Here is a 24,253-nt window from a genome sequence, read left to right on the forward strand (position 1 = left end):
CGCATGATCCCATCCCTTTCCCTCCACCGGCCTTCATCGAGGTTGCCACGTCTGCTCATGCTTGCCCTGTTGATGACCGGTTGCGCCACGCATCCTGCGGCGCCCGTCGATATCAACCTGGTCGCCCTGAACGATTTTCACGGCAATCTCGACCGCAGCAAATTTAGCTACACGAGCGTCGCCGATGCCGAGCGCAAGACGGTGCAGGCCGGTGGCATCGATACCTTGTCCGGCGCATTGACGGCGTGGCGGCGCGAAGACGCGCAGCTGATTTTTGTCGGCAATGGCGACCTGGTCGGCGCCAGCCCCGCCATGTCGGCGCTGTGGGCCGACGAACCGAGCATCGTCGCCATGAACATGCTGGGCATGAAGGCCAGTTCCGTCGGCAACCATGAATTTGACCAGGGCAAGGCGGAATTGCTGCGCCAGCAGCGCGGCGGTTGCGACTCGTCGCGCGCCGACAAGGCGTGCAAGTTCACCCCCGATTTCAAGGGCGCCAGCTATACCTATATGGCGGCCAATGTCATCGACACGCAGACGGGCAAGTCCTTGCTGCCCGCCTACCGCATCGAAGAGGCGCATGGCGTCAAGGTGGGCTTGATCGGCGCCGTGCTGAAAGATACGCCGTCCGTGGTGACGGCCGCCGGCATTTCCGGTTTGCAATTCGGTGATGAAGCGGATGCCATCAACGCCACCTTGCCGCAACTGCGCGCGCAGGGCGTGGGCGTGTTCGTCGTGCTGCTGCACCAGGGCGGCGAGACCAAGGAAGCCGTCGACCAGCCAGATTGCAGCCAGCTGAAGGGCGAAGTGGTGGATGTCGTGAAACGTCTCGACCCGGCGATTCAGCTGGTTATCAGCGGCCATTCGCACCAGGGCTATCTGTGCCGTGTCGATGGCCGCCTGGTGACGCAAGCGCAGATGGGCGGACACATGTTGACGCGCATCAAGCTCAAGGTCGATCCCGTCAAGAATGCGGTGATCGATGTCAGCGCGCAAAACGTGGTCATGCTGCCAGGCATGTATGAGCCGGACCCGGCCGTGGCTGCCTACCTGGAATCGGTCAAGCAGCGCAGCGCGCAAGAATTGTCGCGTCCCGTGGCCGCCATCGCCGTGCCCACCGTGGGCCGCAGCACCAAGGGCGGCGGCGCTTCCGCGCTGGGCGACCTGGTGGCCGACAGCACCTTGTTCGGCGCGCGCGCAGCCGGCGCGCAAATTGGCCTGATGAACAATGGCGGCATCCGCAAGGACCTGGAAGCGGGCGCCGACCTGATGACGAACGTGGGCCAGAACCAGGCCGTGGTGCCGTTTGGCAATACCCTGATTGTCGTGAGTCTTTCCGGCGCGCAAATCCGTACCTTGCTCGAGCAGCAATGGCCGGGCGAAGAGGCCGGCGAGGGCAATCTGCTGCAAGTGTCCCAAGGTTTTAGCTACCGTTGGGATAGCACGCAGCCGCAAGGCCGGCGCGTGCTGCCTGGCAGCATCATGCTGAATGGCATTCCTCTTGAAGACAATCAACAATACCGAGTCGCCGCCAACAGTTTCCTGGCTGGTGGCGGCGACCGCTTCACCGTGCTGGCGGCCGGCACGCGCCGCCTGGACACGGGCGTGCGCGACATCGACGCCTTCAGCAATTACCTGATCGACCGCGCGCGCGCCGGCAAGCCGGCTGGCAGCGCCACGGCGGCCGGCCGCATCGTGCGTGTCAAATAACATTACAAGGAATAACCATGCGTCGCTTATTTGTTTCTGTCGTTCTCTCCAGTCTGTTCGCGGGCACGGCCCACGCCGATTTCACGATTCCCGGCTTTGAGCTGGTACACACCTCGCCCGTGGAAACGAGCTTGACGAATCCCGACCTGCGCGAGCCCGTCACCGTGTGGAGCGAGCTGTTTGATTCAGCCAAGAAAGAAATCGTCATCGCCCAGTTCTATGCCGTCAGCAAGCCGGGCACGGCCTTTGAAAAAGTGCTGGCGAGCCTGACGGCCGCGGGCCAGCGCGGCGTGAAAATCCGTTTCCTGCTGGACCAGAAGGGCGTGGGCCTGTCGGAAGCGGCCACCATCGACCGGATCAAGGCGATACCCAACCTTGATATGCGCCTCATCGACTTCAATAAAATCACGGGCAATGGCATCGTGCACGCGAAATACCTGGCCGTCGATGGCCAGGTGGCATACATCGGCAGCCAGAATTTCGACTGGCGCTCGTTCGAGCACATCCATGAGACGGGCTTGAAGATCACGGAGCCGGCCATGGTGAGCCAGGTGCAAGCGATTTTTGAGCAGGATTGGCAAGCCCAGGCATTGACGTCGCAAGGCAGCCGCGCCACGGTGCTCAACAGCAAGATCGTGCCGGCCAATTACGCGCAAAACGCCTTCCTGCTGGCCAGCCCGAATGCCTACAACCCAGCCGGCGTGGGTGACTCGGAAACGGGCTTGCCCGCCTTGCTGGCGGAAGCGAAAAGCGAAGTGCGCATCCAGCTGCTCGACTACGCGCCCCTGTCCTACGGCCCGAACCGCACGCGGCCGTATTACGCCGTGATCGACAACGCCGTGCGCGCGGCCGCCCAGCGCGGCGTGAAAATCAAGCTGATGGTTTCCGCCTGGAACACGGAGGCGCCTGCCATCGCTTACCTGAAAAGCCTGGCCCTGGTGCCGAACGTGGAAATCCGCATCGTGACGATACCCACGGCGTCGACGGGTTTCATCCCGTTCGCGCGCGTGATCCACAGCAAGACCATGAGCATCGACGGCAAGCTGGCCTGGGTCGGCACGAGCAACTGGGCGGGCGGCTATTTCGACCTGTCGCGCAACCTGGAAGTGGTGCTGCGCAACGACGCCATGGCGCAGCGTATTGCCGCGCTGCATGAGCAGACGTGGAGCTCGGCGTATGCGCAGCCCATCGATATCAACAAGCAATATCCGAAGCCGGCCAAGGCTGCGCCGCAAGGCAAGGAGTGAACATGAAAAAACTGTTGACGGTGCTGGCGCTGGGCGCGGTTTTCTCCTCCGGCAATGTGCTGGCCTGGGGCAACGACGGCCACCGCGCCGTGGGCGCCATCGCCGATCAGTTGCTCAAGGGTAGCGCGGCGCAGGCGTGGCTGGAGAAATTGCTGTTGCCCGGCGAAAGCCTGGAAAAGATCGCCAACTGGCCCGATTGCGTGAAGGGCACGTATTGCGGTCCGCAATCGCCCGAAATGTTGACCTATGTCGCGGCGAATCCCAAGCATGGCGAATACCATTACACGAACGTGCCTTTTCAAAACGCGCATTACCACGACCATGGCGTGGGCACGGCCGACGACGATATCGTGCAGACGCTCAAGCAGGCGATCCTGGTGTTGCAAGGCAAGGATGATGCGGCCAGCAATCCGCACGGCTTCAGCCAGCGCGAAGCTTTGATTTTGATCACACACCTGGTCGGCGATATCCACCAGCCATTGCATGTGGGCAATGCGTTTGTCGGCAAGGATGGCCAGTTTTTCGTGCCCGCCACGCAGGCGCAGATTGACGATGTCACCATTTTTAATGCGCGCGGCGGCAATGACTTACTGCTCGACGATGCGAAGATGACGGCGCTGTCCGATGCCGTGATTCCCGCGCCGCTGCCGGTTGAGGATGGCGCGGCCAAGCCCTCCAGCGCGTATCCGAAGTCGCCCACCAAGCCCCTGCATTCATATTGGGACACGACCGTCGTCGATTACGCCATGCGCCGCCTGAGCACGCGCACGCCGCAGCAGTTCGCGCGCACCGTGATCGCCAGCGCGCCCGTGGTCAGCGGCAATACTGGCGATCCCGCCACCTGGCCGTATCAATGGGCCGATGCCTCGCTGGCGGCGTCAAAGATTGCCTTCACGGACGTGGTGGCCGGCCCGGCCACGCAGCAGACCAGCCGCAAGGGCGATGTCTACAACGTGTGGAACTTGAACGTGCCGGACAATTATCCCGTGCCCAGTTCGGCGCTGGCGAAGCAGCAGCTGATCGAGGCGGGCTATCATCTGGCCGCCGTGCTGCAGGCGATCTGGCCGCAGTAAAGTGTCATGCGAAAGCGGCCTGCGGGCCGCTTTTTTCATGCCAGGGTGATGCTGATTCCCATCTCGCGGTAGGGCGCGACCAGGGCGTCTTCCACGTCGCGGTGCACGATGATGTCGTTGACCTGGCTCAAGGGGACGATTTGAAACGGCGAGGCCGTATTGAACTTTTCCGGTGAAGCCAGCACGATGGTGCGGCTGGACGCTTCGCTCAGCGCGCGTTTCACGCACGCTTCGTCATGATCCCCCGTAGTGATGCCCGCTTGTGGATGCAGGCTGGACACACCCATGAAATACAGGTCGGCGCGGATGCGGCCGATGGCTTCCACGGTGGCCGCGCCGACGCCCACGATCGAGTGCTTGTACAGGCGCCCGCCCAGCATCAGCACCTCGATCGATGGGTGGTTGACCAGCTCGACGGCAATCGATGGACTGTGCGTGACGATGGTGGCGTGCAATTCGCGCGGCAGCTGGCGCGCCAGTTGCACTGCCGTCGTGCCGCCATCGAGAAATACCACCTGCCCCGTTTGTATCATGGCGCCCGCCGCGCGGCCGATGGCGGGCTTGGCTTCCAGCGCAATCTGTTCGCGCCCCGCGAACGGCGCCAGCGCGGGCGAACGGGGCAGCAAGGGCAGGGCGCCGCCGTGTACGCGCTCCAATAAACCCTCTTTCGCCAGTTCGCGCAGGTCGCGGCGTATCGTGTCTTCCGACAAGCCCAGGCTATCGCTGACGGCCTTGGCGACGATCTGCCCTTCGCGTTGGAGCAAGTCCAGCAGGTATTGTTTGCGTTGATGTGTCAGCATGTATTTTCTTGTATTTTCTTGATATTGCACGAGTTTGCATGATAAAGTCGGCAAAGGCAAGCATATACAAGCACAAGGAGACACTATGCGCGAAGAAAATAGCAAGCAGGAACGGGTTCGCATCCACGGCGTGCAGACCCTGTCGCACGACTGGTATTTATTGCAGAAAACCACGTTCGACTATCTGCGCCGTGATGGGCAGTGGCAGACGCAGACGCGGGAAACCTATGACCGGGGCGATGGCGCCACCATCTTGCTCTACAACAAAGTCAAACGCACGGTGATTTTGATCCGCCAGTTCCGCTTTCCCACCTACCGCGAAGGCCACGATGGCTTCCTCATCGAATCGGCGGCCGGCTTGCTGGAAGAGGCCAGCGCGGAACAGCGCATCCGCGCCGAAGTGGAAGAAGAAACGGGCTATGCGGTGGGCGCCGTGCATAAAGTGTTCGAGGCTTTCATGAGCCCCGGTTCCGTGACGGAGCGCCTGCATTTCTTTGTGGCCGAATACGATCCGGCCAGCCGCATCGGCGATGGCGGTGGCCTGGCGCACGAGGGCGAGGATATCGAAGTGCTGGAACTGTCCCTGGCGCAAGCGCTGCAGATGGTGGCCGATGGCCGCATCTGCGACGGCAAGACCATCATGCTGCTGCAGCATGCGCAGTTGCACTTGATGCCGCCAGCGCAAGAGATGCGACGGGGCTTGCAGATTTTAGTAGCTGGCCCGTATCGGTCCGGCACGGGCGACGACCCCGTCTTGATGCAGCGCAATGTGGACGCCATGCAAGCCGTCTGCCTGCCGCTGTATGCCAAGGGACACATGCCCGTGCTCGGTGAATGGCTGGCCTTGCCCATGCTGGCGCTGGCCGGTTCTACCCGGGTGGGCGATGCCGTGTATGAGGAATTATTCCACGCGCATGCGACGCGTTTATTGAGCCATTGCGATGCCGTGCTGCGCATCGGTGGGCCATCACAGGGGGCGGAACAGATGGTCAGCATGGCCTGCCATTTGGACATACCCGTATATTTCTCATTGGAAAAACTTTTGGAAATGCACAGTTCTAGCTAAATAAGATTTTTGAATGCAGGGCAGTCGGACTTCCCGCAAGTACAGGATCCGATTCCACGCGACGGTGCGAGGAAAAAGTAATTTTTTCTATTTCGGGTTATTTCTTTGTAAATTCGTTCTTCGTTCCTTATTCTGAAGTAACGAATTTTTTTCTCGGCAAGGAAAACATCATCGCGTAAATCATTTAATATATACATTAAATTTCCAGACGGCGCCAGAAAATCCATGATCCATAATGAATTTCCACAATTCCACTCTTCCGCGCTGATATTGGCATTGTTTGTTTTCATGATGCGTAGTTCTGTTGAACTGTCCAGGTATGCCCATGCAATATACCCAACGGGAAATCCTTCAATATTGAAGTAAATTTTTATATTTTTCTGCAATATTGCATTGAGTAAGTTGTTTGATAAATAAGAAATTTCCCTATTAGCATAGGCAGGGTTGTTCTTCATGATGATAATGATGTGGCCCAGAATTTCAGCTGTTTCTTGTATCTTCTGTGCAGGTCTGTCATACACTCTCAAAAAACTGTTTCGCATAATTTTTTCATCAAATTTTTTTCATCGTCATTGGATGTGCGATTTTGAAAATAATTGATTAATTTATTTTCTTGATCGACATTTTTCACGAGTAAGGGAGCCATAGTCTCCGAGAAGATTGAACCCTCGCCAATCCATGCACTTAAGTCTATATTTCCGTCTATTGGGTCGGATAGAGAGATTTTGTTTTTATTGATGATGTTATTGATGAAATCTTTGCTATCCAGGCCAGATGCAACATGCATATCGATTGTTCTGTCGAGTGTATGCCTGTATAAATCAGGGGTTCCCTGATTTATCCTGAGTGAATTAATCTTGATAAAAAGGTGAGCGGAATTCCTTTCGGCAGGGTTTTTCTTGAATAGACAGGCATCACGCAGATTCCAATATGAATCTATGAATTCATGTAGCAGGCGGATGTCATTTAATTCTGGGAAAAGAGAAATTTCAGCTTGTTGTTTATTTTTGCATAGGCTGATCAATCGAATTAAAGAGTTCAGGCTGTAACTGCCCATTTTCTCTGGCATGAGAGCATCTTGCCCGGCGCAAGCAGGATACAGCTTGAACGGTTCGGAATTTCCCTTGAGTATTATTTTTTTAAAACAAGAAAAAGCAGATTTTGTTAGATGATTGTCAATGGATAGTAAATCCCATGCGGGTATGCCAGTTAGTTTTAAAAATTCCAGCTGAATGCTATCAGAAAGCTTTTTTGAGAAAATGGAGAGAATATCGTTTGGGGGAACCAAGAATCTCTTCTTCTCGTTAGGCAAATACCTTTGGATGGAAAGAACTATTTCATTTATGGTATTTTTAATTTGACTATCTTCGCCAAAAGGAACCCCATGTTTGGCGACTATGATCTTCCCATAATCTGAAACGCTTGATGCAGTGCCAAAATCAATCCAACGTCCATCCATGCACATGTTGGACGGAGATTGCAAGCCATGTGACAGGCGTTTTGCCGTTGCTGCCGCATGTTGATCGGCAAAACGTTCAACCATGGCGATTAGCAAGCTATTCAGCTGGTGGTTTGAATTGCTCAGGAAAGGGGCTGCGTCACTTGCTTGCGCCAAGGCCACTACTGCGGCCCGGGTTCTTTCTGCATCCGACACCATGCCATGTCTCGCCTCATCATGGCGCGAAAAGTAAAGTGATCGGACAAAATGGCCGGGTCTCAGTGCCGCCTCACGGATAGTAAGTCCTCGACGGGTTGTTTCTGAAGTCCCTTCCGCTGACGAAAAGGCTGGAACCCGGGTGCCGGTATCAATGAGGCCGTGTATCCTGACGGCGCCGTGAGGTAGCGCGCTGTGGCTTATCTCGCTCCAGATGGCTTCCCTGATCCCGCCGGCCAGAGATTCGCCACCATAGGAATGCCAGAAAGACGTGGCACTTCCCGCCAAGGGATTTTTGCCTATTCCTTTAATTTGAATGCTGTTTCTCAAGCCACATCGGGCTCCCCCCCCATTTGAAGTTACACCTACGCCGCCATATCTTTCGCCAAGAAATAGCTTGATGTCTTTCGCAGACGAGGCAGAGGGATGATCACCATCAATAGGAATATAAAAAGCATGTTCATCAAGGTCAGGTGGTGATATTCCGTAGGGATTGCTCCAGACTATTTTCGCCGAGGTGAGTTTTTGTGCGGAAAATTCAACAAAAGAAGATTTTGGTAGAATATTTTCTAAAAAATTATTTATCATGAAAATATTGAATTTAAAATTACATATCAAATAATGTTAATTTTATTGCTTGTTTTGTAAAACGGAAGGAGGGTATTTATCCCTTCCTTCCATTCCTGCATCTATAAATATTTACTTCTCAGATTGATGATGATAATTTAAAACTGCATATCCCACAAATCCCTGTAATAGCTGCCATCAGAGTAGCCGCCGCCGCCAGTGTCTCCAGCACCGCCACCTGCACCGGCTTGATAATCGGGCAGGCGATTTTGTGCAGCTTCTGCTGCTGCTTCATCGGCCAGGATGCGTTGGCGTTCATCTTCCGTCAAATCCCACCAGCCTTCGTCGCTAGAGCCGGCACCGGCAACGGCTTCTAATTCTTGAATATTTAAAATACGCATGAATACTGCCTTTCAAAGATGAATTGACATTCCAGGATGAACTGGAAAGTTTTCTCCAATATGGAGGGTATTCGTTAAGAAACATATCAAAACGAAATATTTGGATAGAATCATGGTGCACGTTAAAAATATGAATTATTTTCACGTTGCATCATGGCGTTGTTTCATCTGACGCTGATCTAATGTAAGTTGATTTTTTAGAAAAATCAATAGAATTCAATTGAAGTGGAAAAAATCGGCTACAATTATTTTCCGTTGATCCGTTGATAGTGTGAGGAAAACTGTGCCAAAACAGCCGTGGATAAGCTACTAAAAGTCGACAATTTTTATTGTCGAATTAACCATGTGAGATAGCTTGATGATCACATAACAATATGGTCATGTATCTCAGACACATACATGTCTTACTGCGCAGTATGAGTGAACAGAAATAATACCGTCAGGCTTTATGCATGTTTAACCTCATCAGAAATTCGCTTTATGTCCGGGAATGGACTTCAAGGTATAGGTATCAATGAACATACATGACATGCCTCTGGAAACGAAGATAGACGCCACAGTGCCACCCGCAAAAAATGAGGAATCGCAACCGCTTCCATTGTTCCGACCGGAAGTTCACCTATCGAGAAGCAGCCAGTGGGCCGGAGCCATCAGTCTGGCGCAGCCCGTTTCACGCTGGCTGGTGGCGGGGATTGCTTTTATCGTAGGCCTGTTGCTGATTCTGTTTATTTCTTTTGGTAGCTTTACAAAAAAAAATCGCGTCGTTGGTATTATTGTTCCTCAGGGTGGCAGCCTTGGAATTGCCGCACTTGCTGCAGGTGTTCTGACAAAAAATTTTGTGAAGGAAGGGCAGCATGTACAGATCGGCGATCCTCTGTTTGAATTGTCAACAGCCCGGCAGGCGGGTGATGGGGAAATCACAGGGTTGATCGCGCAACAGTTGGCGGTCCGACGGCAGACGCTGGATGCGGAACGACGCGTTCTTATTACGAGAATAAAGGAAAAAGGCCAGCAAATTGACGAACGGCAGCGAATTTTAGCCAGTGAAATTAGTCAATTGAACGTGGAATTGGAGCTGGCGGGACGACGTGAAGAGTTGGCGAAGTCAAGCGTTGCGAAGTACGAAACGTTGCAGCGTAGTGGCTATGTCTCCGACGCGCAAGTTCAGCAGAAGCAGGTAGAGTTGATTGATTACTCAAGTCGATTGAGCAGTCTGCAGCGAACAAAGGCTCAGCAGGCAGCCAGGAATTACGCTTTGGATGCAGAGCGTACGAATCTGGCGGGAGAGCTCACCGGTCAACTAGTGCAATTGGATCGTGCTGTTGCCAGTATTAGTCAGGAGGCGGCAGAGAATGAGAATCGAAAATTAAATTTCATCACCGCCCCCAGCAGCGGGACAATTACCACGATTACCTATCAGGCAGGACAGACCGTGAGTGGTGGGCAGGCACTTGCGACACTCGTACCCGATGCCACCGAACCACAGACAGATGCTGACGGACTTGAAGTCCACTTGTATGCTCCGAGCCGGACAACTGGTTTTGTTGCCGTCGGACAGGATGTATTAATGCGTCTGCAAGCGTACCCTTATCAAAAATTTGGCCTTCAGACTGGCGTCATTACAGGTGTCAGCAACACGCCGTTTGCTCCAACTGAATTACCAGTGAACCTGGCCAGCACAATTTTAAGTAACTCGGAAAGGAGCTTGCCAGGTTCTAACAGCAATGAAGCTCTTTACCGCATTAAGGTAAGGCTGGCACGTTCCTATATCCTGGTTAATGGGAAGAGGCAGTCCTTGCGACCAGGTATGGCGCTGGAAGCGGACATTATTCAGGACAAACGGCAGATATGGGAGTGGATCGCTGAACCATTGTTGACACGTTTGAATGGTTAATCATCATAAAGAAGCAGCCAAACGAAAATATAGACTTGATGAAAACTATACTCCAAACTGAAAAAAGCGAATGTGGCATTGCTAGTCTGGCCATGATTTGTAATTATTTTGGCTATCACGTCGGCTTGCCTGAGTTGCGCCGAAAGTTTTCGATAAGCCTGAAGGGGACAACCTTAGCGCAACTCGTACGATATGCGGGAGCGATGCACATGGCTGCGCGTCCCCTGCGCTTGGAGTTGGATCAGCTTGCAGAACTGAAATGTCCCGCCATTTTGCATTGGAATTTGAATCATTTTGTCGTTTTGAAAAGTGTCAAACGAAAATTTTTCGGTAAATTGCTTATAAAAATCATTGATCCTGCAATTGGGGAAAGAGTTGTTTCGATAGATGAGGTATCGAAGAATTTCACTGGCGTAGCCCTGGAATTGACGCCAAACGATGCGTTTGAAGTAAAGCAGGAAGAGAAAAAGATATCCATTCGTGCATTGACTGGAAGAATTTCCGGTTTGCGTCGGGCTTTGATACAAATTTTCTTACTCGCAATTACACTTGAATTATTTGCGATTGTAATGCCACTTTTCAACCAATTTGTGATTGACGAAGTGATAGTTGCTGGTGATAAAGATCTTTTGCAAATTCTGGTTCTTGGCTTTTCCTTACTACTGTTGACGCAGACTGCGATTGGACTGGCCCGCAGCTGGTTTCTGATGCGTTGGAGCATAGACATTGGTTTTCAATGGGGGAATAGAGTGTTCGCCCACCTGACACGGCTGCCCATTTCCTATTTTGAAAAAAGGCATGTCGGTGATGTAGTGTCGCGTTTTTCGAGCATGAGTGCGATTCAATCTACGTTGACCAATATTTTTGTTGAAAGTGTTATCGATGGGTTGATGGCCTCGTTTGCCCTGATCATCATGATCATGTATAGCCCACGTTTGACAGCGATCGTTGTCATCGCCGCATTATGTTACGCACTGTTGCGGTGGGTATTTTATCAACCCCTGCGCGAAGCTTCTTTGGAGCGGATTCTACTTTCTTCAAAAGAAAATACGCACTTTCTGGAAACCATACGTGCAATCACTCCGTTGAAGCTATTCGGACGTGAATCCGAACGTGGCGCATATTGGCGTAATTTAAAACTTGATGTTATCAATAGAGATATCAAGACCCAAAAACTTGGCATTGTATTCAAGGTTGGCAATGGTTTGATTTCTGGAGTACAAGGGTTGAGTCTGCTTTATTTGGGCGCAATGGCCGTCATGGGGGGGAGCATGACGGTGGGTATGCTCATGGCCTTCGTCAGTTATTCCAGCACATTTTCCAGTCGTGTCTTCAGCTTGATCGATGTCTTTGTCAACTTCAGAATGCTAGGTATGCATGCAGAGCGTCTGGCCGATATTGTGCTCGAACCGGTGGAGCCTGAAATGGATTTCGAGCTGGATACAACGGGCATTCAACCCGCCATTACATTGAAAAATGTGAGTTTCCGCTACGCAGAAGGTGAACCATGGGTCTTGAAGGACGTTAACTTGCACATACCGGCCGGCCAAAGTGTCGCCTTGGTTGGAGCAAGTGGCTGCGGGAAGACAACCATGTGCAAAATCATCACTGGTCTGCTGTTGCCGTCATCTGGTGAAGTGCTGATCGACAATATTCCAATTCAGAAGATCGGGCTGAGGGCCTATCGAACACTGGTGGGCACCGTGATGCAAGACGATGTGTTGCTTGCCGGATCCATCATGGAGAACATCAGTTTTTTTGATACGAGCATGTCGTATGCTGCGGTCGAAGAGTGCGCGAAACTTGCTGCCATACATGAAGAAATAGCGAGAATGCCCATGGGATATCAAACACTGGTCGGTGATATGGGCAGCAGTTTGTCAGGAGGGCAGAAACAGCGTATTTTGCTGGCCAGAGCATTGTATAAGCAACCCAAAATATTGGCGCTCGACGAAGCTACCAGTCATCTCGACATTGCAAATGAATACAAGGTCAATCTGGCGATAAACAAGATGAACCTGACACGTATCATGGTGGCGCACCGACCGGAAACCATCAAAATGGCGAGCCGTGTCGTCCACCTGGTTGCAGGGCAAGTTCATGAATCATTATTCGAGAAGGATGGTGCCCAGGTTTAAGGACCGCACGCCAGGTATGGAACGACACTTGTGTTCCTGAGCTCTCAGAACGAGGCAGGATGGAAAATGCACCGGAAAGCGTGATCGCTTTCCGGTGTTGTGGGCGATTAACGCGATTTGACGAACGGGATACCGATGGCCTTCGGCGCGATGGATTTCGCCATCAAGCCCGCCAGCACGATCACGGTGACCACGTACGGCACCATCTGGATCAGCGAGCCGGGGATGCGGCCCACGACGGGCAAGTCCACGCCTTCAATCTGGATCTGGATGGCGGCAAAGAAGCCGAACATCAGGCAGCCGAGGAAGGTGTAGACGGGGCGCCAGTTGCCGAACACCATGGCCGTCAGGGCCAGGTAGCCGGCGCCGGCCGACATGTCGCGCAGGAAGAAGCCGCTTTGCACGATGGCAAGGTATGCGCCCGAGAACGAGCACAGGATGCCAGCCACCAGCATGGCGAGGTAGCGCGTCGCTTCCACGCTGACGCCGGCCGAGTCGGCCGCGTGCGGATTTTCGCCGCAGGCACGCAGGCGCAGGCCGAAACGCGTGTGGTACAGCAGCCAGTGCACGAGCGGAATCAGCAGGAATGCCACGTAGACGAGGATGGAATGGCCGCCGATCAGGTGGGCGTACACCCAGCCGATGAAGGGGATATGTTCCACGTATTGCGTACCCGGCAAGACCACGTCGAACAGCCGCGCCGAACCGAGGTCGGGCGTGCGGCCGCCTTGCTGGAAGAAGAATTGCGCCAGAACAAACGTCAGTCCGCTCATGGCGATATTGATCGCCATGCCGGCTACCAGCTGATTGCCCTTTTGCGTGATGCTGACATAGGCTTGCAACAGGGCTAGGGCGACGCAGACGAGCATGCCGGCAGCCATGCCGTAATACGGGTTTTGCGTCGTGTAGGCCACGGCGGCGGACGCGAAGGCGCTGGCCAGGATCTTGCCTTCCAGGCCGATGTCGATCATGCCGCTGCGTTCGGCAAACAGGCCGGCCATGGCGGCAAAGATCAGGACGGGCGCATTGCGCACGGTCGATACCAGGATGCTGGCGAATTGAAAGTCGTCGAGTGTCATGGTGTTAGCCTTTGGTGCGCTTGAGCAGGGCGGAAATGGCCGGTGCGTAGAAGTTTTCCATGGCGCCGCAGAACAGGATGATCAAGCCCTGGATGAAAATGAAAGTTTCCGTCGGGATATTCGGTTTTTCCAGCGACAAATCGAAACCACCCTGTATCAGCGCGCCGAACAGCACGGCCGACAGGAAGATACCGACCGGATGCTGGCGGCCCATCAGGGCGATGGCGATGCCGATGAAGCCGGCGCCGCCGACGAAATTGAGCGACAGATAATGCGTCGAACCCATGATGGAATTGACGGAACCCAAGCCCGCCAGCGCGCCGGAGATCAGCATGACGATGATGATCATCTTGCTGATCGACACGCCCGCATAGTGGGCCGCGTGCTTGTTGAGACCCGTGGCGCGCAGTTTGAAGCCCCACGACGAGCGCCAGACCATCACGCCGTAAATCACCAGCGCGGCGATCGCCAAAATAAAGCTGATGTTCAGCGGGGTGTCGCCCAGCGACGGGAACCAGGTGGACAGGCGCGGCATTTCGCCGCTTTCCGCAAACACGCGGCTGGCCGTGTTCTGCTCGCCTGGCGGGATCAGGTATTTCACGATCACGAAGTTCATCAGGCTGGCGGCGATGAAGTTGAACATGATGGTGGTGACGACGATATGGCTGCCGCGCTTCGCCTGCAGGTAGCCGGGCAGGAAACCCCACAGCGCGCCGAACAGGGCCGCGCCGATCATGGCGGCCGGAATCAGCAGCCAGGCGGGCAGGGTCTGGTCGAAGGCCAGCATGGCGACAGTGAGGCCCAGGCCGCCGATATACATCTGGCCTTCGGAACCGATATTGAACAGGCCAGCCTGCATCGCCACGGAGACCGACAGGCCCGTGAAGATGAAGGTGCTGGCGTAGAACAGGGTATAGCTCAAGCCTTCCGGATTGAGGATGGCGCTGTGGACGAGGATCGACAGCGATTCGGCCGGGTCTTCGCCCAGCATATAAATCACCAGGGCTGCGACCAGCAAGGCCGACAGCAGGTTTAACATGGGCATGACAAAGGCTGTCGCCCAGCGTGGCAAGTCGTTATTCATGATTTATGCATTCCCCCCATCAACAGACCGATGCGGGTGGTATCGAATTCTTCAATTTTCAGTTCGCCGGTGATGCGTCCGCCGCACATGACGAGAATGCGGTCGGCCAGCGCCCGCACTTCTTCCAGTTCGACGGACACCAGCAGGATCGCCACGCCCGCGTCGCGCAGGGCCAGCAATTGCGTATGGATGCTTTCGATGGTGCCGATGTCGACGCCGCGCGTGGGCTGGCCCACCAGCATCAGTTTCGGCTTGGCCAGCACTTCGCGTGCGATCACCACCTTTTGCTGGTTACCGCCCGACAACAAGCCGATGCGCAAGTCCGGATTGGCCGGGCGCACGTCGAAAGTTTTCAGCAATTGCGCGCAGCGGGCGCCGATGGCCTTGAAGTTGAACAGGCCCCAGCGGTTTTTCAGGCGATCCTGGTAACCGAGGATGGTGTTTTGCATGACGGAAAAATTTTTCACCACGCCATCGCGCAAGCGGTCTTCCGGAATGTGGGCGATGCCAAGCTCGCGGAAGGCCAGCGGCAAGCCGTCGGCATCGTGACGCTTGGCAAACGGCAAGTCCTTGTCCAGGAAGCGCAGCTTGCCCGACGTCGGCAAACGCATGCCGGACAGGATTTCCAGCAGTTCGCTCTGGCCATTGCCCGACACGCCCGCGATGGCGACGATTTCGCCGGCGCGCAGATTAAAACCTATGTCGGCCAGCAATTTGACTTGCTGGTCGTCAGCCAGTTGCAAACCGTCAACTTCCAGCACCGTGGCGCCCGGATTGTAGGGCGCGCGCGGCAAGTGGCTCTGGATGGGGCGGCCGACCATCATGTTGGCCAGTTCCTCTTTCGAGGTGCCGGCGGTCGCCACGGCGCCCACCACCGTGCCGCCGCGCATGACGGTGACGTTGTCGGTGATTTCCAGGATCTCTTGCAGCTTGTGCGTGATCAAGATGATGGTCTTGCCTTGTTCCTTGAACAGGCGCAAGATTTCAAACAGCGAAGCCGTTTCCTGGGCCGTCAGCACGGCTGTCGGCTCGTCGAGGATCAGGATATTGGCGCTGCGGTAAATCTGCTTGAGGATTTCCACGCGCTGCTGCGCGCCGACGGAGAGGTCTTCGATCTTTGCCAGCGGGTCGACGTCGAGGCGGTAGCGGGCGCAAATCTCGCGCAACTTCGCTTCCGCTTCCGTCCGGTGGCTGGCCAGGCGAAAACCGCCTTCCGTGCCCAGCATGATATTGTCGAGGACGGTGAAGTTCTCGACCAGCATGAAGTGCTGGTGCACCATGCCGATGCCGAGGTTGATCGCTTCCTGGCTGTTGCGGATCGGCTGTACTTTTCCGTCGAGCAAGATTTCTCCGCCGTCGGCACGGTAATACCCGTACAGGATGCTCATCAAGGTCGATTTGCCGGCGCCATTCTCTCCCACCAGGCCATGGATACTGCCCTTGGCGATGGAGAAGCTGACGTCGGCGTTCGCCTTCACATGTCCAAATTGCTTGGAAATGCTGCGAAATTCTACTGCTGGCTGCATAGGTTCATAACTGGATAGTTTCATGGAAACGCGCCGCGCGGAGACTGGCCCCGGCGGCGCGCTAAAAGATACGGAGAAAAATTAAACCGGGCAGCTGCTGCCGACGCGGTAATCGATCACTTTGATCTTGCCATCGATAATGTCCTTACGCGCACCCAACACGCGCTTTTCGATTTCCGGCGTAATCAGCTTGCGGTTGTTCGCGTCGAGCGCCCAATCCACGCCGCCTTCTTTCAAGCCTTTATAGCTGACGCCGCCCTTCCAGGTGCCGTTCTTGACTTGCATGAAGCTGTCGTAGACGGTGTTGTCGACGCGCTTGACCATCGAGGTCAGGATGCTGCCTGGATACAGGTGGTTCTGGTTCGAATCGACGCCGATGGCCAGCTTGCCTTTTTCCTTGGCCATTTGCAGGGTACCCATGCCGCTGCCGCCAGCGACGGCGAAGACGACATCGACACCGCGCTCGAATTGCGAGCGGGCCAGTTCGCCGCCCTTGGCCGGGTCATTCCAGGCGCCGGACGTGGTGCCGACCATGTTTTGCGTGATTTCCGCCTTCGTATTGACGGCCTTGACGCCTTGCGCGTAGCCGCAGGCGAAGTTGCGGATCAGGGGAATATCGATGCCGCCGATGAAGCCGACCTTCTTGCTCTTGCTGGCCATGGCCGCAGCCACGCCCACCAGGTAGGAGCCTTCTTCTTCCTTGAAGACGACGGAATTGACGTTGCTGCCGGCGGCCTGGCCGTCGATCAGCACGAATTTCACGTTCGGGAATTCCTTGGCGACCTTTTGCACGGCTTGCGTTTGCGCAAAGCCGATGGCGGCGATCATGTCGAGTTTCTTGCGGGCCAGGCCGCGCATGACTTGCTCGGCTTGCGTATCGCTGGAGGCTTGCACTTCGATGAAGGAAATGCCCGTGTCTTTTTTGAAGCGCGAGGCGCCTTCGAAAGCGGATTGGTTGAACGACTTGTCGAACTTGCCGCCCGCGTCATACACGACACCCAGTTTTGGGGTAGCCGCGGACGCTTGAGCAGTCAGAAATACGGCTGCGATCGTCAAACTAAATTGTGTAAGTTTCATGAATTGGCTCCTGGAAGATCGATATTGTATATTTTTTATAGGTGAAACATATAATTTGGGGCCGATTTAGCCTGTTTTTGATGCACGAGGTGATAATTCCTTATCAACATTGCACTGTATTGCACAAGATCATTGCTGACCTCGTGTGCTTTTATGTCGACAATGTGATGCTCATGCAACAGTCGACCCCGTGTCTTTTATACGTACAACATCGAAGGGGGCTGCCGGAGCGGGCTGGGATGCGCCGTCAGTTGACGGGCAGGGCAAGCACGGGACCGGCGCCGCGATGGGCGTCCGAATCACTATGCATCATGCCAGATATGTATGACAAATACGTTTTTGTTTAGTTATTTATATGAAAGCCATATAAATTGCGGCTTCAGGCGGCGGGGGGATTCAGGATATTCAAGAAGGCCCGTACGACGGGCGCGTCGTCCAGCGTGGTGTAGCTGATATACAGGTTGGCCGACGGCGGATTGGTCTTGATCGGCAGAAACACCACGCCGGGCCAGCCGATGCGGCTTGTCGTTTCCGGCACCAGGGTCACGCCCAGGCCCGCGCCCACCATGGCCAGCAGGGTTTGCGGTTCGCTCGCTTCCTGAAAGATCACGGGTTCGAAGCCGGCATTGATGCAGCATTGCACTAGGTAGCGGGGAAACGCGGATTTGTCGAGGTTCAGGGTCAGCATCGGTTCGTGGGCGATGTCGATCAGTTCGATGGACGTGTTTTTTGCCAGCGGGTGGTGTTCATTGACGGCCACGCAGACGTTTTCGCGGAAACACAGTTCCTGGCGTAAATTGTCGTGACGCAAGTCGTCATCGTTGAGCTTGGGTTCGCGCCAGAAGCCCACGTCGATTTGCTTGGCGCGCAAGGCTTCGTATTGCACCGTGGGACCAAATTCATGGATGGTCCAGCTGACGCGGGGAAATTTGGTCTGGAATTCTTCCAGCAGGCTGGGGATGGGGCCCCACATGGCCGAGCCAACGATGCCCACGCGCAAGCGGCCCACTTCGCCGCGGTCGATCTGGCGGATGGTGTCGATGGTCATGCGCATCTTGGCCAGCAGGTCGGCAGCCTCGTTCATCAGCGCCTTGCCCGCCACGGTCAGCTCGAACGTGCGCGTGGTGCGCGCAAACAGGCGTACGCCCAGTTCGCTTTCCAGTTTCATGATCTGCTGGCTCAGGGGCGGCTGCGAGATATGCAGGCGCTCGGCGGCGCGGCTGAAGCTTTTCTCCTCGGCAACGGCAAGAAAATACTTTAACTGTTTCAGATCGATGGACATGCTTTCCTTGGCGTTGCGTGGTGCTAGGCGATGGAACGGCGCGCAGGCCTGGTTGCCGGCATGCGCGCTTTCTTTACAGCAGTCCTATTATCGTGCCACGACTGCCTGCATGGCAATGGCCAGCGCCGTGCCGACCTGGGCATTGTGCTTGACCAGGGCGATATTCGTCGCCAGGCTGCGGCCATCCGTCAGCTGCTTGATGCGCGACAAGAGGAATGGCGTGACTTGCTTGCCTTTCACGCCGCCCGCATCGGCTTCCTGCAGCGCCTGCGTGGTGATGGCATCGATCTCTTCCTTGGGCATCGCTTGCGCGGCCGGCACGGGGTTGCTGACGATCACGCCGCCTTTCAAGCCCAGTTGCCACTTGGTGCCGATGAAGGCAGCCTGTTCGGCGGCCGTATCGAGGCGGAAATCGGCCTTGAAACCGCTTTCGCGCGTGAAGAAGGCGGGGAAGCCTTCCTGGCCCACGCTGATGACGGGCACGCCATGGGTTTCCAGGTATTCCAGGGTCAGGCCGATGTCGAGGATGGATTTCACGCCTGCGCAGACGACGGCGACGGACGTGTGCGCCAGTTCCTGCAAGTCGGCGGAAATGTCGAAGCTCGTTTCGGCGCCGCGGTGCACGCCGCCGATGCCGCCCGTGACGAACACGGAAATACCCGCCAGTTCCGCGCAGATCATGGTGGCGGCCACGGTGGTGGCGCCCAATTTACCCTGCGACAGGACGAACGGCAGGTCGCGGCGGCTGACTTTCATGGCGTCGGGCGAAGTGCCCAGCAATTCCAGTTGCTCGGGCGACAAGCCCACGCAGATCTTGCCGCCGATGATGGCGATGGTGGCCGGCACGGCGCCGCCGTCACGGATGATCTGCTCCACTTCGCGCGCCATTTCCACGTTTTGCGGATACGGCATGCCGTGCGAAATGATGGTCGATTCCAGCGCCACGATGGCCTTGCCGGCGGCGCGCGCGTCGAGCACTTCTTGCGAGAACAAGAGGAAATTCTGTAATTGGGTCATGTCAGTCCTGTTGAAAGAGGGTAGGTGGGGGCGGCGCCAGGTCGGCGTCGTCAATGTTGTCGAGCGCGCCGGCGGAAATCTGGGGGGAGACGGTGGCCGCCGATTCCAGGGTCATGGCGGCCAGTTTCAGGCCGCGCCGGCATGCCAGTTTCAAATCGCTGCTGTCGTGGTAGAGCGACCAGCAGACGGCGGCGGAAAACGCGTCGCCGGCGCCCGTCACGTCGACGGCGTCCACTTCGCGCGCGGCCAGATGCACGACAGGCGCGTCCAGGCTGTCACCATCCGTGAAGTACACGCCTTCGCCGCCGCAGGTGACGATCACCTGGCGCGCGCCCTGGCGCTGCACTTCGCGGCAGGCGGCGCGCACCTCGAATGCCGTGGGCAAGGCCCGCGCCACGCGCGTTTCCAGTTCGCCACGGTTGAGTATCAGCAAATGCAAGCCCGTCAGGTCTTGCGGCAGGTGCGCCATCTTCGGCTGCGAGACGGCGACGATGACCAGCGGCGTCGCATGGGCGGCGTCCTGGCGCGCGTCGGCCAGCAGCGCCTGCACGCTGTCGTGGCCAAGGTTCAGGTCGCAGACGGTGAGGGCGGCGGCCGCGCGCTGCGGCTGGCGGCTGTGCAAAAAGGCGGGCGTCAGCTGTTCGTAGAGTTGCATATTGGCCATCGCCAGCAGCATTTCGCCATGTTCGTCGAGCACGGCCGTATAGGTGCCGCTGCTGGTGTTGCTCAAATGCAAGCTGCCGCGCATGTCGATGCCCGCGTCTTCCGCGTGCGTTTGCAGCGCGTGGCCGGCCGCATCGTCGCCCAGCGCCGTCAGCAGGGCGACGGGAATGGACAGGCGGGCCAGGTTTTCCGCGATGTTGCGGCCGACGCCGCCAAACACTTCTTCCGAGCGCACGGGATTCGAGGTGCCCATCTGCAAGGTCGCCAGCGTGCGCATCTTGCGGTCGAGGTTGGCGGCGCCTATGCACAGCACGGGACGGCTGTCGGGCAGCACGTAGGCGCGTCCCAGCAGGCGTCGCTCGCGGATCAACCCGGCGATGTGGCCGGCGACGGCCGAGCGCGACAAGCCCAGTTCGCTCGCCAGGTCTTGCTGCGAGATGAAGGGGTTGTTGCGGATCAGCGTGTACAGCTGGTCTTTTTTATTGGTGTCGGTCACAAGGTTTTCGCTAAAGGTTTAAACATTTGTCTTTTACTGTAAACATTTGTCTTTGATGTGTCAAGCCCATGTCAAGCCCGTGTCAGGCGTGCGCGAAAAGCGGTCGTATGGAGCTTGTATGCATGCATTTTCGGGGCATGGCAGGTCAGGGCTTGCCTGGACTATAATGTCGGCCATTTATATTTGAATTGTATAAATGGGCAAGAAAAATGGTATTTGCCATACATATTCCGTTTGATGCATAGTGGCGGCAAATAGTGGCAATACGCATTTCGATATACCTGTAACACCATACTTAGCCGATACCTGGGCCGCAGTCCTTCACCGGGCACGGCCGCGCAGGCAGCAACCCATCATCATTAGTCAATCAGAGGATAACCATGTCGAACAACAGCCCTTTCCACGCCGCCGAAATCATCCGTGCCCGCGCTCCTGCAAATTTCAAGCCGCGCGTGGCGATGATCCTCGGCTCCGGCCTGGGTGTGTTGGCCGAGCAGATGACGGACGCCGTCAGCATCAGCTTTGACGAATTGCCAGGCTTCCCGATCAGCACCGTGCACGGCCACGCCGGCGAACTGGTGGTCGGCACCCTGTCGGGCGTCGCCGTCGTCTGCATGAAGGGCCGTGGCCACTTCTATGAAGGCTATGGCATGGGCGTCATGACGAGCGCCATCCGCACCCTGAAACTGCTGGGCTGCGAAATGCTGTTCGTCACCAACGCCGCCGGTTCCCTGCGCCCAGAAGTGGACGCCGGCAGCCTGGTCGCCATCAGCGACCACATCAACCTGTTGCCAGGCACGCCGATGGTCGGCCCGAACGACGACCGCTTCGGCCCGCGCTTCTTCAGCATGGCCAACGCCTACGATGCGGACCTGCGCAACCTGGTCAAGGACACAGCCGCCACGAACGGCATCACCCTGCACGAAGGCGTGTTCGTCGCCTACCCTGGCCCGAACTTCGAGACGGCCGCGGAAATCCGCATGATGGCCCGCCTGGGCGCCGACACGGTCGGCATGTCGGTGGTGCCGGAAGTGGTGTCGGCCCGTCATTGCGACCTGAAAGTGGTGGGCGTGTCCGTCATCACCAACCTGGCCGAAGGCATGTCGCCATTCGCCCTGTCGCACGAACAGACCCTGAAATACGCGGCCATCGGCGCGAAAGACCTGGTCAAGCTGATCCTGGCTTTCCTCTCCAAAGTCGCTGAAAAACCGCAAGCCTAAGCACTTTTTTATGCAGTAGCGGCGCTCCGGCCACCGGCGCTGCCGCGCGGCAGGCCGGGAAAATCCGGCCTACACTGTCCGCATCATCCACAAAGCGAGCCTTATCATGTCACGCGCATTTATCCTCCTGCTTGATTCCTTCGGCCTTGGCGCGACGCCAGACGCCGCCAAGTATGGCGACGCAGGTGCCAATACCTTTGGCCATATTGCCAGCACTGTCGCCAAAAGCGGCAAGACCTTGAAACTCCCGAACATGGAACGCCTGGGCCTGGGCGCCGCGGCGCACCTGGCCAGCGGCGAATGGGCCACGGGCTTCGACCAGCGCGACGGTTTCACCGGCGCCTACGGCGCGGCGCGCGAGCGCTCCACCGGCAAGGACACGCAGAGCGGCCACTGGGAAATCGCCGGCGTGCCCGTCGAATTCGACTGGGGCTACTTCCCCCGCACGACGCCATCGTTCCCGGCCGACCTGACCGACAAGCTGAAAGCCATGTCCGGAGTGCCGGGCTTCCTCGGCGACTGCCATGCCTCGGGCACGGACATCATCAACAAGCATGGCGATGAGCACGTCGCCACCGGCAAGCTGATTATCTATACCTCGGGCGACTCGGTGATGCAGATCGCCGCGCACGAAGAATCGTTCGGCCTCGAACGCCTGTACCAGGTGTGCGAAATGGCCTTCAAGCTGGTCGAGCCGTACAACATCGGCCGCGTCATCGCCCGCCCGTTCACTGGCAGCAATGGCAACTACACGCGCACTTCCAACCGCCACGACTACGCCGTCGCGCCGCCAAGCAAGACCCTGCTCGACCACGTCAAGGATGCGGGCGGCGAGGTCGTCGGCCTGGGCAAGATCAGCGATATTTTCGCCACTCAGGGCATCTCGCGCGTCGTGAAGGGCGTCGACAACATGGCGCTGTTCGAAGCGCTGCTGAAGACGGCCGATGAAGTGCAGGACAAGTCGCTCACTTTTGTGAACTTCGTCGATTTCGACCAGGCTTTCGGCCACCGCCGCAACACTGAAGGCTATGCCGACGCGCTGCGCGAAATGGATGCGCGCCTGCCGGAATTCATGGCCAAGCTGAAGGAAGGCGACCTGGTCGTGATCACCGCCGACCATGGCTGCGACCCTACCTGGCACGGCTCCGACCACACCCGCGAACACATTCCGATGATCTTCTTCGGCCCCGGCGTCGCCCCGCGCGCACTGGGCATTTCCGAGACGTTCTCCGATATTGGCCAAACCCTCGCCAAGCACCTTGGCGTACCACCACTTGCTAATGGAACCAGCTTGTTATGACACTCATGCACCCCGAATTCAAGCGTAACGAGGCCGTTGGCCTCGATCTGGGCTGGATCAACCAGATCCGCGTCAACCGCGCCGCGACGGACCGCCGCGCGGCCAGCCTGGCGAACCGCCGTACGGTGAAAAAGGAATACCAGGCCGCCTGGCTGGTGAAAGCCATCCAGATGATCGACCTGACCACCCTGGGCGGCGACGATACGCCGGGCCGCGTGGAACGCCTGTGCATGAAGGCCATGCGCCCGCTGCGCGCTGACCTGATGGAGGCACTGGGCCTGACGGAACTGAGTACCGGCGCCGTGTGCGTGTACCACGAGATGATCCAGCCGGCCGTGAAAGTCATCCAGGGCCGCTTGCCCATCGCCGCCGTGTCGACGGGTTTCCCCGCCGGCTTGACGAGCATGGAAACGAAGCTGCGCGAGATCGAACTGTCGGTCGCCGCGGGCGCCTCGGAAATCGATATCGTCATCACGCGCCAGCACGTCCTGAACGGCAACTGGCAAGTGCTGTACGACGAAATGCTGGCCTACCGCAAGGCTTGCGGCGAAGCGCACGTGAAGGCGATTCTTGCCACGGGCGACTTGCTGACGATGGAAAACGTGGCCAAGGCATCGTGGGTCTGCATGATGGCCGGCGCCGATTTCATCAAGACTTCCACCGGCAAGGAAGGCGTGAACGCCACCATCCCCGTGGCCCTGACGATGGTGCGTACGATCCGCGAATACCACGAGCAGACGGGTTTCCAGGTGGGCTTCAAGCCGGCCGGCGGCGTCAGCTCGGCCAAGAGCGCGCTGCAATACCTGACCCTGATGAAGGAAGAGCTGGGCAACGAATGGCTGCAGCCGCACCTGTTCCGCATCGGCGCTTCCAGCCTGCTGACCGACATCGAGCGCCAGCTCGAGCACTACGTCACCGGCAGCTACTCGGCCAATCATCGTCACGCACAACCTTAAAGA

Annotated in this window: 19 protein-coding genes and 1 pseudogene; 9 read left to right on the forward strand and 11 right to left on the reverse strand. The window is 56.8% G+C overall.

The genetic code is table 11. From position 1 onward, the window contains the following. Positions 1-57 precede the first annotated feature (57 nt). The 3 genes from NCG91_RS11030 to NCG91_RS11040 are packed head-to-tail and all read left to right on the forward strand — an operon-like array spanning position 58 to position 4,030. Positions 58-1,710 carry a bifunctional metallophosphatase/5'-nucleotidase gene (locus NCG91_RS11030; protein WP_251349729.1) on the forward strand — a complete coding sequence of 551 codons (1,653 nt, stop codon included), beginning with the start codon at positions 58-60 and terminating at the stop codon, positions 1,708-1,710. Positions 1,711-1,727: 17 nt separating this feature from the next. Beyond that, positions 1,728-2,957: a phospholipase D-like domain-containing protein gene (locus NCG91_RS11035; protein WP_251349730.1), complete on the forward strand. Its 1,230-nt coding sequence runs from the start codon at positions 1,728-1,730 to the stop codon at positions 2,955-2,957. A gap of 2 nt (positions 2,958-2,959) precedes the next feature. After that, positions 2,960-4,030, forward strand: a complete 1,071-nt coding sequence (locus NCG91_RS11040; RefSeq protein ID WP_251349731.1) for a S1/P1 nuclease — start codon at positions 2,960-2,962, stop codon at positions 4,028-4,030. Positions 4,031-4,065: 35 nt separating this feature from the next. Here NCG91_RS11040 and NCG91_RS11045 read toward each other — a convergent pair whose 3' ends face one another. Beyond that, positions 4,066-4,830 carry a DeoR/GlpR family DNA-binding transcription regulator gene (locus tag NCG91_RS11045; RefSeq protein ID WP_251349732.1) on the reverse strand — a complete coding sequence of 255 codons (765 nt, stop codon included), beginning with the start codon at positions 4,828-4,830 and terminating at the stop codon, positions 4,066-4,068. An 85-nt stretch (positions 4,831-4,915) separates the two neighbouring features. Here NCG91_RS11045 and NCG91_RS11050 point away from each other — a divergent pair. Then, positions 4,916-5,500: pseudogene (locus NCG91_RS11050) on the forward strand (NUDIX domain-containing protein); the annotation flags it as partial. A 392-nt stretch (positions 5,501-5,892) separates the two neighbouring features. On the opposite strand, the gene NCG91_RS11055 reads toward NCG91_RS11050, so the two are convergent. From NCG91_RS11055 to NCG91_RS11065, 3 genes are all read right to left on the reverse strand, one after another. Next, entirely contained in the window at positions 5,893-6,438 is a 546-nt protein-coding gene (locus NCG91_RS11055; protein WP_251349733.1) for a toxin-activating lysine-acyltransferase, read from the reverse strand. Further along, complete coding sequence (locus NCG91_RS11060; RefSeq protein ID WP_251349734.1) at positions 6,420-8,138, reverse strand: hypothetical protein; 1,719 nt, start codon at positions 8,136-8,138, stop codon at positions 6,420-6,422. The genes NCG91_RS11055 and NCG91_RS11060 overlap by 19 nt, the downstream gene beginning before the upstream one ends. Before the next feature lie 137 nt (positions 8,139-8,275). Next, positions 8,276-8,518, reverse strand: coding sequence for a hypothetical protein (locus tag NCG91_RS11065; RefSeq protein WP_143451385.1), 243 nt, complete (start codon positions 8,516-8,518; stop codon positions 8,276-8,278). Positions 8,519-9,032: 514 nt separating this feature from the next. On the opposite strand from NCG91_RS11065, the gene NCG91_RS11070 reads away from it, so the two are divergent. Together NCG91_RS11070 and NCG91_RS11075 are read left to right on the forward strand one after the other, a co-directional pair. After that, the gene (locus NCG91_RS11070) at positions 9,033-10,412 is read left to right on the forward strand and encodes an HlyD family secretion protein (protein WP_251349735.1); all 1,380 of its coding nucleotides are present in this window, start codon (positions 9,033-9,035) and stop codon (positions 10,410-10,412) included. A gap of 38 nt (positions 10,413-10,450) precedes the next feature. Beyond that, positions 10,451-12,550, forward strand: a complete 2,100-nt coding sequence (locus NCG91_RS11075; protein ID WP_099665378.1) for a peptidase domain-containing ABC transporter — start codon at positions 10,451-10,453, stop codon at positions 12,548-12,550. A gap of 107 nt (positions 12,551-12,657) precedes the next feature. Here the strand turns inward: NCG91_RS11075 and NCG91_RS11080 are convergent, their stop codons facing one another. From NCG91_RS11080 to NCG91_RS11110, 7 genes are all read right to left on the reverse strand, one after another. After that, the gene (locus tag NCG91_RS11080; RefSeq protein ID WP_034754516.1) at positions 12,658-13,629 is read right to left on the reverse strand and encodes an ABC transporter permease; all 972 of its coding nucleotides are present in this window, start codon (positions 13,627-13,629) and stop codon (positions 12,658-12,660) included. Positions 13,630-13,633: 4 nt separating this feature from the next. Then, positions 13,634-14,713: an ABC transporter permease gene (locus NCG91_RS11085; RefSeq protein ID WP_035824975.1), complete on the reverse strand. Its 1,080-nt coding sequence runs from the start codon at positions 14,711-14,713 to the stop codon at positions 13,634-13,636. Then, positions 14,710-16,239, reverse strand: a complete 1,530-nt coding sequence (locus NCG91_RS11090) for an ABC transporter ATP-binding protein (RefSeq protein ID WP_251349736.1) — start codon at positions 16,237-16,239, stop codon at positions 14,710-14,712. Before NCG91_RS11090 ends, NCG91_RS11085 begins: the two co-directional genes overlap by 4 nt. Before the next feature lie 81 nt (positions 16,240-16,320). Continuing rightward, positions 16,321-17,316 (reverse strand): BMP family lipoprotein, encoded by a 996-nt coding sequence (locus NCG91_RS11095; protein WP_071325222.1) that lies wholly within the window; start codon positions 17,314-17,316, stop codon positions 16,321-16,323. A gap of 379 nt (positions 17,317-17,695) precedes the next feature. Then, positions 17,696-18,598: a LysR family transcriptional regulator gene (locus NCG91_RS11100; RefSeq protein WP_077400023.1), complete on the reverse strand. Its 903-nt coding sequence runs from the start codon at positions 18,596-18,598 to the stop codon at positions 17,696-17,698. A gap of 87 nt (positions 18,599-18,685) precedes the next feature. Continuing rightward, complete coding sequence (locus NCG91_RS11105; protein ID WP_251349737.1) at positions 18,686-19,615, reverse strand: pseudouridine-5'-phosphate glycosidase; 930 nt, start codon at positions 19,613-19,615, stop codon at positions 18,686-18,688. Between the two features lies 1 nt (position 19,616). Beyond that, entirely contained in the window at positions 19,617-20,774 is a 1,158-nt protein-coding gene (locus NCG91_RS11110) for a carbohydrate kinase (RefSeq protein WP_099665373.1), read from the reverse strand. Between the two features lie 380 nt (positions 20,775-21,154). On the opposite strand from NCG91_RS11110, the gene xapA reads away from it, so the two are divergent. The 3 genes from xapA (at position 21,155) to deoC (ending at position 24,250) form a co-directional block, all read left to right on the forward strand. Continuing rightward, positions 21,155-21,994, forward strand: coding sequence for a xanthosine phosphorylase (gene xapA / locus NCG91_RS11115; protein ID WP_099665372.1), 840 nt, complete (start codon positions 21,155-21,157; stop codon positions 21,992-21,994). A 106-nt stretch (positions 21,995-22,100) separates the two neighbouring features. Further along, the gene (locus NCG91_RS11120; protein ID WP_251349738.1) at positions 22,101-23,294 is read left to right on the forward strand and encodes a phosphopentomutase; all 1,194 of its coding nucleotides are present in this window, start codon (positions 22,101-22,103) and stop codon (positions 23,292-23,294) included. Beyond that, a complete protein-coding gene (gene deoC / locus NCG91_RS11125) occupies positions 23,291-24,250 on the forward strand; it encodes a deoxyribose-phosphate aldolase (RefSeq protein ID WP_099665370.1) in 960 nt (319 codons plus the stop codon). The genes NCG91_RS11120 and deoC overlap by 4 nt, the downstream gene beginning before the upstream one ends. The last annotated feature ends 3 nt before the right edge of the window (positions 24,251-24,253 follow it).

The organism is Janthinobacterium kumbetense (genome assembly GCF_023703445.1).
Taxonomy (GTDB): Bacteria; Pseudomonadota; Gammaproteobacteria; order Burkholderiales; family Burkholderiaceae_D; genus Janthinobacterium; species Janthinobacterium kumbetense.

Excerpts from the sequence above, each read along its gene's own strand:
- NCG91_RS11030 (WP_251349729.1), top strand. The coding sequence starts at position 58 with ATGCTTGCCCTGTTGATGACCGGTTGCGCCACGCATCCTGCGGCGCCC.
- NCG91_RS11035 (WP_251349730.1), top strand. The coding sequence starts at position 1,728 with ATGCGTCGCTTATTTGTTTCTGTCGTTCTCTCCAGTCTGTTCGCGGGC.
- NCG91_RS11040 (WP_251349731.1), top strand. The coding sequence starts at position 2,960 with ATGAAAAAACTGTTGACGGTGCTGGCGCTGGGCGCGGTTTTCTCCTCC.
- NCG91_RS11045 (WP_251349732.1), bottom strand. The coding sequence starts at position 4,830 with ATGCTGACACATCAACGCAAACAATACCTGCTGGACTTGCTCCAACGC.
- NCG91_RS11055 (WP_251349733.1), bottom strand. The coding sequence starts at position 6,438 with ATGCGAAACAGTTTTTTGAGAGTGTATGACAGACCTGCACAGAAGATA.
- NCG91_RS11060 (WP_251349734.1), bottom strand. The coding sequence starts at position 8,138 with ATGATAAATAATTTTTTAGAAAATATTCTACCAAAATCTTCTTTTGTT.
- NCG91_RS11065 (WP_143451385.1), bottom strand. The coding sequence starts at position 8,518 with ATGCGTATTTTAAATATTCAAGAATTAGAAGCCGTTGCCGGTGCCGGC.
- NCG91_RS11070 (WP_251349735.1), top strand. The coding sequence starts at position 9,033 with ATGAACATACATGACATGCCTCTGGAAACGAAGATAGACGCCACAGTG.
- NCG91_RS11075 (WP_099665378.1), top strand. The coding sequence starts at position 10,451 with ATGAAAACTATACTCCAAACTGAAAAAAGCGAATGTGGCATTGCTAGT.
- NCG91_RS11080 (WP_034754516.1), bottom strand. The coding sequence starts at position 13,629 with ATGACACTCGACGACTTTCAATTCGCCAGCATCCTGGTATCGACCGTG.
- NCG91_RS11085 (WP_035824975.1), bottom strand. The coding sequence starts at position 14,713 with ATGAATAACGACTTGCCACGCTGGGCGACAGCCTTTGTCATGCCCATG.
- NCG91_RS11090 (WP_251349736.1), bottom strand. The coding sequence starts at position 16,239 with ATGCAGCCAGCAGTAGAATTTCGCAGCATTTCCAAGCAATTTGGACAT.
- NCG91_RS11095 (WP_071325222.1), bottom strand. The coding sequence starts at position 17,316 with ATGAAACTTACACAATTTAGTTTGACGATCGCAGCCGTATTTCTGACT.
- NCG91_RS11100 (WP_077400023.1), bottom strand. The coding sequence starts at position 18,598 with ATGTCCATCGATCTGAAACAGTTAAAGTATTTTCTTGCCGTTGCCGAG.
- NCG91_RS11105 (WP_251349737.1), bottom strand. The coding sequence starts at position 19,615 with ATGACCCAATTACAGAATTTCCTCTTGTTCTCGCAAGAAGTGCTCGAC.
- xapA (WP_099665372.1), top strand. The coding sequence starts at position 21,155 with ATGTCGAACAACAGCCCTTTCCACGCCGCCGAAATCATCCGTGCCCGC.
- NCG91_RS11120 (WP_251349738.1), top strand. The coding sequence starts at position 22,101 with ATGTCACGCGCATTTATCCTCCTGCTTGATTCCTTCGGCCTTGGCGCG.
- deoC (WP_099665370.1), top strand. The coding sequence starts at position 23,291 with ATGACACTCATGCACCCCGAATTCAAGCGTAACGAGGCCGTTGGCCTC.